This is a genomic window from Adhaeribacter swui, assembly GCF_014217805.1.
GTDB classification, from domain to species: Bacteria; Bacteroidota; Bacteroidia; order Cytophagales; family Hymenobacteraceae; genus Adhaeribacter; species Adhaeribacter swui.
In genome coordinates, this window is the sequence record NZ_CP055156.1 from 401,557 (window position 1) to 412,763 (window position 11,207).

At 42.0% G+C, this 11,207-nt stretch carries 10 protein-coding genes; all 10 read left to right on the top strand.

What is annotated here, in order from left to right:
• The first annotated feature begins 78 nt into the window (after positions 1-78).
• The 10 genes from HUW51_RS02780 to HUW51_RS02825 all read left to right on the top strand — a co-directional run bounded on the left by HUW51_RS02780 (position 79) and on the right by HUW51_RS02825 (position 11,179).
• Positions 79-1,575 carry a lipopolysaccharide biosynthesis protein gene (locus HUW51_RS02780; protein WP_185272485.1) on the top strand — a complete coding sequence of 499 codons (1,497 nt, stop codon included), beginning with the start codon at positions 79-81 and terminating at the stop codon, positions 1,573-1,575.
• A gap of 129 nt (positions 1,576-1,704) precedes the next feature.
• Complete coding sequence (gene dut, locus HUW51_RS02785; RefSeq protein WP_185272486.1) at positions 1,705-2,139, top strand: dUTP diphosphatase; 435 nt, start codon at positions 1,705-1,707, stop codon at positions 2,137-2,139.
• 114 nt (positions 2,140-2,253) lie between these two features.
• Entirely contained in the window at positions 2,254-3,261 is a 1,008-nt protein-coding gene (locus HUW51_RS02790; RefSeq protein ID WP_185272487.1) for a sugar phosphate nucleotidyltransferase, read from the top strand.
• Between the two features lie 33 nt (positions 3,262-3,294).
• Positions 3,295-5,046 carry a tetratricopeptide repeat protein gene (locus HUW51_RS02795; RefSeq protein ID WP_228466916.1) on the top strand — a complete coding sequence of 584 codons (1,752 nt, stop codon included), beginning with the start codon at positions 3,295-3,297 and terminating at the stop codon, positions 5,044-5,046.
• Positions 5,039-5,800 carry a DUF4292 domain-containing protein gene (locus HUW51_RS02800; RefSeq protein ID WP_185272488.1) on the top strand — a complete coding sequence of 254 codons (762 nt, stop codon included), beginning with the start codon at positions 5,039-5,041 and terminating at the stop codon, positions 5,798-5,800. The genes HUW51_RS02795 and HUW51_RS02800 overlap by 8 nt, the downstream gene beginning before the upstream one ends.
• 247 nt (positions 5,801-6,047) lie before the next feature.
• Complete coding sequence (locus HUW51_RS02805; protein WP_228466917.1) at positions 6,048-7,289, top strand: murein hydrolase activator EnvC family protein; 1,242 nt, start codon at positions 6,048-6,050, stop codon at positions 7,287-7,289.
• A gap of 440 nt (positions 7,290-7,729) precedes the next feature.
• Entirely contained in the window at positions 7,730-7,948 is a 219-nt protein-coding gene (locus HUW51_RS02810) for a Sec-independent protein translocase subunit TatA/TatB (protein WP_185272490.1), read from the top strand.
• An 8-nt stretch (positions 7,949-7,956) separates the two neighbouring features.
• A complete protein-coding gene (locus HUW51_RS02815; protein WP_185272491.1) occupies positions 7,957-8,145 on the top strand; it encodes a twin-arginine translocase TatA/TatE family subunit in 189 nt (62 codons plus the stop codon).
• Positions 8,146-8,162: 17 nt separating this feature from the next.
• Positions 8,163-9,605 carry an Asp-tRNA(Asn)/Glu-tRNA(Gln) amidotransferase subunit GatA gene (gene gatA, locus HUW51_RS02820; protein ID WP_185272492.1) on the top strand — a complete coding sequence of 481 codons (1,443 nt, stop codon included), beginning with the start codon at positions 8,163-8,165 and terminating at the stop codon, positions 9,603-9,605.
• An 11-nt stretch (positions 9,606-9,616) separates the two neighbouring features.
• Positions 9,617-11,179, top strand: a complete 1,563-nt coding sequence (locus HUW51_RS02825; RefSeq protein ID WP_185272493.1) for a LysM peptidoglycan-binding domain-containing protein — start codon at positions 9,617-9,619, stop codon at positions 11,177-11,179.
• Positions 11,180-11,207: the final 28 nt, after the last annotated feature.

Here is an 11,207-nt window from a genome sequence, read left to right on the forward strand (position 1 = left end):
ATAATTCACCTTCCAACCATTTAACAAATCTTTCTGGGGTCTATGGACTGTGAACCATGGACTTTCAACTAAAAAAGCATGAGTATAGCAAAAAAATTAGTGGGGCAAACGGCTGCTTACGGTTTGAGCAGTATTATCGGGCGTACTCTTAATTTCCTGCTTTTCCCGCTTTACTTAGGCATATTTGCTCCCGAAGACTACGGAGTTATTAATGGGCTTTACGCTTACGTAGGTTTTTTTAATATTTTGTTTGCCTTTGGCTTAGAAACTGCTTTTTTCCGGTACGCCAACCAACCCGGCGCCGATCGGCAACAATTATTTAACCGGGTCCTGAGTTTTATTATTTTCAGCAGCGTTCTGCTCACCGCCTGCATTTTACTGTTCATCGATCCTATTTCCCGGGCTATAAAATTTCCGGATCAGCAATTATTTATTTCCTGGTTAGCCATTATTCTGGCCGTAGATGCGATTGTTAATATTCCTTTCGCGCGGCTGCGCCTCGAAAACAAGGCGGCGAAATTTGCGGGTATTAAAATGCTGAATGTATTAATAACCGTGGCGGCTAATGTTTTTATCTACTGGTTTTGCTACAACGTTTACCAGGAAAACTTTTTGGTCGGCTTAAAACCGCTCATTTCAAAAATTTACTTTCCGGAGTGGAAATTAGGTTATATTTTCCTGATTAATTTGGTAGCCAACCTGTTGCTTATTCCGTTGCTGTGGCGGGAGTTCCGGAGTTTTAAATTTTCGCTGGATTTTGCTTTTATGAAGCCGTTGCTGCAATACGGCTACCCCATTATGCTGATGGGTTTTGCCGGCATTGTAAATGAGCTGCTCGACCGGATTTTACTCCTGGAATTATTGCCCCCCGGCTTTTACCCCGATTTAACCAGCAAAGGAGCTTTAGGCGTTTACGGGGGTTGCTATAAAATTGCCACTTTTATGACGTTAGCTATTCAAGCTTTCCGGTATGCGGGTGAGCCTTTTTTTTTCTCGCAGGCCAAAGAAAGAAACTCTGCTCAAACTTTTGCTTTAGTAACCAAATGGTTTGTGATTGTTTGTGCCTTTATATTCTTATTTATCAGCGCCAACCTCGATGATCTTAAATTTTTACTGCGCCGGCCTAGTTATTACCAAGGTATGTCGGTAATACCTGTTTTGTTGCTGGCCAATTTGTTTTTGGGAGTTTACTACAACTTATCGACCTGGTTTAAACTTACCGATAAAACGTATTACGGTACCTTTATAAGTTTTGGCGGAGCGGCCATTACCATTATTTTAAATATTGTTCTTATTCCGGTGCTTGGTTACATGGGCTGTGCTTATGCCACCTTAGCCTGTTACTTTTCTATGGCGGCGGCCTGTTATTATTTTGGTCAGAAACATTATCCTATTCCGTATCCGGTAGCCACCATGGCGGGGTATTTGGCGCTGGCTATTGGTTTAGTTTACATTGCCCAGCATTTTGTTATCGAGGATTTTGTTTGGCGCCACCTTTTCCATTTAGGTTTATGCGGCCTTTACTTAATAGTACTTTATATAATCGAGAAGCCCACTTTTGCAGTTAGCCGGTAATTTTTCCGCGTAAAAATTTTTATTAACAAAACAATTACCGGTAATTTTTCAACGGTATCATTATTTTATTTTAACTTCATCGCCATTAGTAGTAACTCTATTGCGCTTAAATCAGTAAGTACCACACCCATGCTAGTAAATGTAATTAACCAATCGAAGCACGCTTTACCTTCATATCAAACCAGTAGTTCGGCTGGTATGGATTTGCGCGCTAACCTGGAAGAAGCCATTATTTTAAAACCGCTGCAACGCGCCCTGGTTCCTACGGGTTTGTTTATAGAATTACCCCAAGGCTACGAAGCTCAAATCCGGCCCCGGAGTGGTTTGGCCTATAAACACGGCATTTCCATAGTTAATAGCCCCGGCACCATTGATGCGGATTATCGCGGCGAAATAAAAGTACTGCTGGTAAACTTATCGGATCAGAACTTTACCGTAGAAGATGGGGAACGCATTGCGCAAATGGTAGTGGCTCGGCACGAAACCGTGGAGTGGCAAGAATCGGTGGAACTAACTACTACCGAACGGGGCGCGGGTGGCTACGGCAGCACCGGAGTTAAATAAGTAAGAGCTGTTTTACTAATCTGTTAATTTATTTTAGTTCTTAAAACTTTTCTGAAAATTAAAATTCTGAAATACGTATAATCAAAAAATTTAAAAATTTAAAACTATAAAACTATGAGAATTATTGTTCCAATGGCCGGCATGGGCAAACGCATGCGTCCGCACACTTTAACGGTTCCTAAACCATTGGTGCCGATAGCCGGCAAACCGATTGTACAACGTTTGGTAGAAGATATTGCCAAAGTTTGTCAGGAACCCATTGAAGAAGTTGCTTTTATAATTGGCCACTTTGGGTCGGCGGTGGAACAAAAATTAATGGAGATTGCCGCTTCGGTAGGCGCCAAAGGCACTATCTCGTACCAGGAAGAACCGCTGGGTACGGCCCACGCTATTCTGTGTGCCAAAGAATCTCTAGAAGGCCAGGTAGTAGTGGCTTTTGCTGATACGTTGTTTAAAGCCGATTTTACTCTGGATACTTCCGCCGACGGCACCATCTGGGTACAGCAAGTAGAAGATCCGCGGCCTTACGGCGTAGTAAAATTAAACGATCGCGGCGAGATCACGGATTTTGTGGAAAAACCCGATACCTTTATTTCGGACCTGGCCATTATTGGTATTTACTACTTTAAAGACGGTGCTTACCTGCGCGACGAGTTACAATACCTACTGGATAACAACATTAAAGACAAAGGCGAGTTCCAGTTAACCAATGCCTTGGAAAACATGAAAAACAAAGGCACCATTTTCGTGCCTGGTAAAATATCCGAATGGTTAGATTGCGGCAACAAAGACGCCACCGTTTACACCAACCAACGCTACCTGGAGTACATTAAAGGCGAAAAAGACTTGGTTGCCTCGTCGGTACAAACGAATAATTCTGTTATTATTGAACCTGTATACATTGGCGAAAATGCGGTAATAAACAATTCTGTAGTAGGTCCGCACGTTTCTATTGGAAAGAACACCACCATTACCGATTCGGTAATCAGCAATTCGATTGTTCAGGAAAATACGGTAATTAAAGGTGCCAACATTAAAAATTCCATGTTGGGTAGCTTTGTTTCTTTTACCGGTACACCTTCTGATTTAAGTTTAGGTGATTATAATGTTTTGAAGGAGTAATATACTTTGAATGATTTAGTTAAGTATTTTTTATTGATAGTATTCTGCCTGGGCTTAAGCGCCGGGCAGAGTTACGGCCAAAAGAAGCGTCAGCGAAAAAAAGCCGAGAAAATGGAGGTTGCCGAAAAGCCGGTCGAACCTTTATTGGCTGATGCCCGCCAGAAAGAAGCTGGTGAGTCTTTTTTCGTAGATGGGATTAAATTTTTAATGCTGGAACAGTACGACAAAGCCCTGGAGCGGTTTCAGCGTTCGTATGCACTTAACCCGGGCAACGCGGCGCTTAACTATAAACTAGCCGAAACGCACATGCTGGCTGGCCGGCTAACCGATGCTTTACCTTTTGCCCAGGCAGCCGTAACCCTCGATGCTTCTAATCCTTACTATTATTTATTGTTAGCGCAATTATATTCCGGTGGCCAGCGCTACGACGAAGCCATTAAAGTACTTACTAAACTAACCAAAGACATTCCGGGTACCGAACAATATCTATTTAATCTGGCTGATCTGTACATGGCCAAAAACCGGTTTGATGATGCTTTAAAAACCTACGACCGGATTGAAAAACAATACGGCTTTATTGAAGAAGTATCGTTTAAAAAACAACAGATTTACCTGAAGCAAAATAATTTAGAAAAGGCCTTGAAAGAAGGCGAAACCCTTATTGCCAGCGACCCAACAGAAGTGCGTTATCCTTTGGCCCAAGCCGAAATGCTAGCTAATAATAAAAAGATTGACCAAGCGGTACAAATGGTAAACAAAGCTTTGAGCATTGATCAGAATAATGCTCAAGCACGCTTAATGCTCGCCGAACTTCTACGACAAAAAGGCCAGGTAAACGAAGCGGTAACAGAACTACAAACCGCTTTTGGTAACCCGGACCTGGATATTGATGCCAAAGTAAAAATTATACTGGAGTACATCCGGCAATTGCCCCAACCCGCTACTAAAAACCAGGCTCTACTAAATACTACCCTGCACCTGGCTGAACAAACGGTTAAAGCGCACCCGCAAGAAGCAAAAGCCTACGCCGTAGCCGCTGATGTGCAAAATATGGCCGACAAAAAACTGGAAGCCCGCAACAATTACATAAAAGCTACGCAATTAGATAATTCCCATTTTAGTATTTGGAATCAACTGGTGGCGCTGGATGCCGAATTAAACCAAACCGACTCTTTGCTGGCCCACACGGAAAAAGCATTGGAATTATTCCCGAACCAGGCAGTTTTCTGGTTTTACAACGGTACCTCTTACTTAATTAAAAAAAATTACTCCCGGGCTGTTAAATCGCTTGAATATGGCAAAAAGTTATCGTTAGATAAGCCAGAGTTGGTAACCCAGTTTAATATGCGCTTAGGCGATAGTTATAACTCTCTGAAAGAATACACCAAATCGGATGAGGCTTACGAAGCCGTACTGGTACAAGACCCTAACAATCCCCAGGTACTAAATAATTACAGTTATTTTTTATCGCTTCGCAACCAAGATCTGGCTAAAGCGAAGTCCCTTTCGAGTAAGTTAGTAAACTTATTTCCCAACGAAGAAACGTATCTCGATACCCACGCCTGGGTTTTATATAAATTAAAAGAATATCCTCAAGCCTTAAAATACTTCGAGAAAATTGCCGCAACCACTAAGAATGGCACCATTGCCGAACATTACGGCGACGTACTTTTTCAGGTAGGTCAGAAAGAAAAAGCCGTACAACAATGGCAACGCGCTAAAACCTTAGGCGAAGCTTCCAGTTTTATCGACAAAAAGATTAAAGATCAAAAACTCTATGAATAAGTCCTTTCATATTCTATACGCAATATGTTTGGTTGTCTGGTTTTCCGCTTGTAAACGCAATAACATATCCGGTTCCTCGGCTCCCGAAAAAATAAACAAAGTAAACGTAATTAACCTCGATTATAACAACTTGTCGGCTAAAGGCCGCATGCAGTTCGAAAACGACGGTGAAAAAATAAATACCGGCATTACCATCCGGATGCAAAAAGATAGCATCATCTGGATTTCGGTAGTACCGGCTTTAGGCATAGAAGTGGCCCGGGTGCGCATTACCCCTGATTCGGTGGCGATGATTAACCGGTTAGAGAAAACGTACTTTGCCGACAACGTAGCATCTTTAAAAACCCGCTTTAACGTAGATTTAACTTTTAAGATGGTGCAGGCCTTGTTAATTGGAAACTACGTGCCCGGCGAAAATGGCAATGAAAAGTTAATAGATAAAGACCCAATCCAGCACACCCGACAAAATCTGGGCGCCGCTATTTTGGATCAATTTATCTCTACCGAATCTTTTAAATTAAAAAAATTACAGATCTCGGATCCGGAATCGCCTAACACCATTACCGTGGATTATTCTGATTTTGAAAATGTGGGTGATAAGCCTTTGGCTAAATCTACGTTGGTGGTGGCCAATACCGTAAAAGAGAATCAAGCAAAAAAAATGGTCGCCTCTATCAACTATAACAAAGTAGAAGTTAATAGCGCCAATTTAACTTTCCCGTTTGCTATTCCGGAAGATTACCGGCGAAAATAAATTTTAACTACCAAATTGCTGGTCGTTGCTTTTTAGATTTTTTAACTTTGCTTCGGGTAAGCCTCCAAACTTTTTGGTTTTTAATTTTTGTAATCAGGCAGCGGGTAATAAATACCTTTGTTAACAACCTGATAATTTAAATTGGCCAGTTATTATTTATAAGCAGGTATCTTACTTTGTATTTTTTTAAAATACCTACCACTAATTTTGGATGCAGGTTCGGTTTAAATTTTTTTTATTTTTTTTATTGTTTTTTGTTACGCTCTTTAACCACTCAGAGGCGCAGAAACGGACATCACAAACCCGTAAACCTAAATCTAAAGCCCAACTGGAACGTGAAAAGCGCGAAAATTTAAACCGTATACAAGAAGCCAATCGCATTCTGGAGCAAACCAAGCAGCAAAAGGAAGCTTCTTTGGGGCAGTTAAACGCTATTAAAGAAAAAATTACCGTTCAGAAAAAAGTAATTACCAATATCTCCTCTGAGTTAAATTACATTGAATCAGATGTAAAGCAAACCGAAACGGTAGTGGGCAACATGCAAACCGATTTGCAAAAGCTAAAAGCCGAGTACGCTACTATGATTTACGGCGCATCTAAAACGGCCAATAGCTACAATAAACTCATGTTTTTGTTTGCCGCCGACTCGTTTAACCAATTTATCCGGCGGCTTACTTATTTGCGCCAGTATTCTGAATCGCGGAAGAAACAAGTGGCCGAAATTAACCGAGTAACTACCAACCTAGGGCAAAAGCTCACGGTATTAAACCGCCAAAAAAGGCAAAAGAAGAACCTGCTGAACGTGCAGGTAAAAGAAAATTACAACTTGCTTAGTTTAAAAGACCAGCAAGATAATATGGTGCAGCAGCTAAGCCAGAAAGAAAAAGAACTTCGTCAGGAAGTAAACCGCCGCCAGACCGCCGTACGCAAACTGGATAACGTTATTGCCAACATGGTGCGGGAAGAAATTGCCCGGGCTGCCCGAGCCGCAAAGAGCAAAGCTGCCGCCGAAGGCGGAACTTCGGCCCGTACTTCAGCTAATAGAGTAACTCTTACGCCGGAAACAGCTCTGCTTTCATCAAACTTTGGAGGCAACAAAGGCCGTTTTTCGTGGCCGGTAGAACGCGGTTTTATTTCGCAGCGATTTGGGGTACATGCGCATCCTGTGTTAAAAAATGTATCTACCCGCAATAACGGCATCGACATTCAAACTAATGCCGGCGAAAGTGTCCGTTCTATCTTTTCGGGGATAGTCCGGGCTGTGCTTGAGGTTCCGCCTTACCATACCGTCGTCATGATTCAGCATGGAGAGTATTTTACCACTTTTTCTAAATTAAAATCGGCTTCGGTAAGCGAAGGTCAGAAGGTAGATGCGAAAGAGGTAATAGGCACCGTATACACGAACCCCGATGGAACCACCGAACTGCACTTTGAGATTTGGCGCAATACAACCAAGTTAAATCCGGAAGCCTGGCTCCTGACCCGTTAATTACGAACAGTTTTTTTCGCCATTTTAAGTAATTAAAAAATTATTTATTCTACCGGATCTTGTTATTGCTGCCACCAGCAATTAACATCTATTTAATCCTACAATAAAACTTCTAATAACCTGATGCTGAAACTCGTTTAATTTTTTAAATATTTTAAATTTTGTAACATTAAGCTAAGTGCAACCGGCTGTTCTTGCTTCTATCTTTCGCTAAAGCTAATATCGGGTAAACTTTAGTTTGCATATTAATCCGAACTAAACTACTTTCAACTAAATCTGAATAGGATACAAGATACGTAAATAAAATACCGTTAAGATTTAAGGAGTCTGTCTGAAAAATACTTTTAAAATTGGGCACCATTTTAAAGTTTAATCTCTTTTATACCTAAAATTCAAATATTAATTTAATTTTGTAATTCTAACATTTAAATATTAAAGTTATGGCAATGAATAATGTGTTGGCTTTTATTGGCGGTTTAGGTACCAGCGAAGTAATGGTTATTATGTTGGTAATCTTATTACTTTTTGGCGCTAAGCGTATTCCTGAACTGGCGAAAGGCTTAGGTAAAGGTATCCGGGAATTTAAGGATGCTACCAAAGAAATTAAAAACGAAGTAGAGAACGCTGTAAAAGACGATTCGCACACTACTTCTAAATAAGGTAGCCCGTGATAGTACCTACCGTGTTCGCATTTTTGGGAGTAACCGAAGTAATTTTAATTATTGCTGTTTTAGTGCTGTTTTTCGGTGCCAGCCGCATTCCCGGTATTGGTCGTGGTTTGGGTAAAGGCATCCGTGAGTTTAAAGATGCTACCAAAGGCAAAGACACCCCGTCAGAAAAAAGAAATAAAGAATAGAAACGAACCCCATTAGTTTGAAGCGTTATAATAGCCTATCGGAAGTACGCCAGGACTTAGCCAATGGTACTACTACCTGCCGGCAACTGGTGCACTACTACTTAGATAACATCGAGCGTAAAAAATACCTGAATGCCTACCTGGAGGTTTTTGCCGACGAAGCCTTGGCAAAAGCCGACGAGGTAGATCAGAAATTAGCCAATGGTACAGCCGGCCGGTTAGCCGGCATGGTACTTGGCCTTAAAGATGTACTGGCCTACAAAGGGCACTCGCTGCAATCGTCCAGCAAAATTTTAACTGGTTTTAAATCTTTATTTACTGCTACCGCGGTACAAAGGTTATTAGACGAAGATGCTATTGTTATTGGTCGCCAAAACTGCGACGAGTTTGCCATGGGCGCTTCGAACGAAACCTCCGCTTTTGGCCCCGCCTTAAACGAAGCCGACCCTACCCGGGTACCGGGTGGTTCTTCCGGCGGTTCTGCCGTAGCTGTACAAGCTGATTTATGCTTGGCCTCTATCGGTTCCGATACTGGTGGATCTGTTCGTCAGCCGGCTGCTTTTTGCGGGGTTATTGGCCTTAAACCTACTTACTCGCGCATCTCGCGCTATGGTTTAATTGCTTACGCCTCTTCCTTCGACCAAATTGGCCCAATTACCCGCAGTATCGATGATGCCGCTTTGTTGCTCGAAGTTATGGCTGGTCCGGATGAATACGATAGTACCGCCAGCCAGCGCGAAGTTCCGGCCTATAGCAGTTTACTGGAAAACAGCAGTGAACGCAAATTCCGGATTGGCTATATCAGCGACACTTTAGAAAACGAAGGTTTAGATCCGGAAATAAGGGAGGCCGTGCAAAGCGCTATTCAAAATCTGCGCGAAGATGGTCATACCGTAGAACCTGTGGATTTTCATTACCTCGATTACATTGTTCCGACTTATTATATTTTAACTACCGCCGAAGCCAGCTCTAACTTATCGCGCTTCGATGGGGTGAAGTACGGTTATCGCAGCGCCGATGCTACCGACTTACTGTCGATGTACAAAAAATCGCGCGCCGAAGGTTTTGGCCACGAAGTACAAAAACGCATTATGTTGGGTACCTTTGTATTAAGCGCCGATTACTACGATGCTTACTATACCAAAGCGCAAAAAGTAAGAAGAATAATTAAAGAAAAAACCGAAGAGCTCCTGGAGCAATTTGATTTCTTGATTATGCCTACTACCCCAACCACAGCTTTCCCGTTGGGTGGTAATTTAACCGATCCTTTAGCTATTTATTTAGGTGATATTTTTACGGTTCAAGCTTCTTTAGCAGGCGTGCCGGCTATTTCGGTTCCGGTAGGGTCTGATAAGAACGGCTTGCCTATTGGCTTACAGATTCTCACTAAATCTTTTGCCGAAACTAAATTATTGGCTTTTTCTAAATCAGTCACGGAAAAAATCAGCACTACTGCTTAACGGAATCTAACATGAGGAAAAATCTTTTTACACTTTCTTTTATTCTTACCAGCCTGTTGTTTTCCTTTACCAGTGAGGCAAGTTTTTTTAAAAAAGAGCAAAAAAGATTTATCCCGGTTGATACTTTATACCCCACAGCTTTAACAGATACCGTACGCCTATCCGATACTACTCGTCTGGAAGAGATATTGGGTTTTGCCTTGCCCGATTCGGTACCAATGGTAACGAATGAGCTTATTTTGGACCGGTTAAGCTGTTTGCAAAAAGAAATTCCTTTACAATTTAACCCTTATGTACGGGGTTTTGTGGATTATTTTACCATCCGTAACCGCAAATACTCTCGCCGTATTTTATCGCGGGAAAATGTTTATTTCCCTTTGTTCGAGCGCTACCTGGCTAAATACGGGCTCCCCAACGAACTGAAATATTTAGCAGTAGTAGAATCGGCGTTGCTGCCCAAGGCAGTTTCGCACGCCGCTGCAGTGGGTTTGTGGCAATTTGTTCCAGCAGCGGCTTCGGATTATAAGCTAAAAATAAACGCTTACATTGATGAGCGCATGGATCCCGAAAAAGCTACCGATGCGGCCTGCCGGTATTTGCGCAATTTACACCGGATGTTCGGGGGTAACTGGGAATTAGCTTTAGCCGCTTATAACTGCGGGCCGGGCAACGTACGTAAAGCCATTAAACGTGCTAGCGGGCAAGCCGATTTCTGGACCATTTTCCCTTATTTGCCGAAAGAAACCCGTGGGTATGTGCCTTCTTTAACGGCTATTATTTATACCATGAACCACGCGGTGGAGCACGAGATTGTAGCAGACACCATCCTTTATGCCACGCTCACCGATACGATAATGATTAACCACTCGCTCGATTTAAAAAGGTTATCGGAGCAGCTTAGTTTAGATCCGGAGGAATTAACTAAATTAAATCCGGAAGTAAAGAAAGCCATTTTGCCTGCTACCATTCGCAATTACCCTTTAAAAGTGCCGGCTACCCACAAAAATCAGTTGGTTGCTAATCGCGCTTCTATTTTAGATTCTTGCAAATTACCCGGCGTAGTAACCCCCTCCTATCAAAATATTGCTTTAGCAAATAAGCAGGCTACTCCGCCCGTACCAATCACTAAATCCTTACCTTCCGATTCTGCTGCCACGGATTCTTTACAGCAAAAAGAATACATTGTTGCTGCAGGTGATAATTTATCCCGGATAGCTAAAAAGCATAATGTAACCGTAGCGCAATTACTTGCTTGGAATAATTTAACTGCTGAAGACAAACTGTTTGCCCGGCAAAAACTACTTTTATTTATCCCGGTTTCATCAAACCCATTGTTGGCAAGTAATGCATCTGCTACAGAGCCAGAACCAGCAGTGCAATTAGTTTCGGCGCGAAAAACCAATACTACTAAAAAGTCGTTGCCTAAAGTAACCCAAATACACACCGTGCAACCAAACGATACCCTGTGGAGTATTTCCAGACGGTACAACGACATACCAGTGGAAAAAATTAAAAAATTAAATAAACTTAAAAATAATAGCTTACGGCCAGGCATGAAGCTGGTAATCAGCTAGTATTTTTTAAAATTTTTATTTTTTGTAT

Excerpts from the sequence above, each read along its gene's own strand:
- HUW51_RS02810 (WP_185272490.1), top strand. The coding sequence starts at position 7,730 with ATGGCAATGAATAATGTGTTGGCTTTTATTGGCGGTTTAGGTACCAGC.
- HUW51_RS02825 (WP_185272493.1), top strand. The coding sequence starts at position 9,617 with ATGAGGAAAAATCTTTTTACACTTTCTTTTATTCTTACCAGCCTGTTG.
- HUW51_RS02800 (WP_185272488.1), top strand. The coding sequence starts at position 5,039 with ATGAATAAGTCCTTTCATATTCTATACGCAATATGTTTGGTTGTCTGG.
- HUW51_RS02780 (WP_185272485.1), top strand. The coding sequence starts at position 79 with ATGAGTATAGCAAAAAAATTAGTGGGGCAAACGGCTGCTTACGGTTTG.
- HUW51_RS02790 (WP_185272487.1), top strand. The coding sequence starts at position 2,254 with ATGAGAATTATTGTTCCAATGGCCGGCATGGGCAAACGCATGCGTCCG.
- dut (WP_185272486.1), top strand. The coding sequence starts at position 1,705 with ATGCTAGTAAATGTAATTAACCAATCGAAGCACGCTTTACCTTCATAT.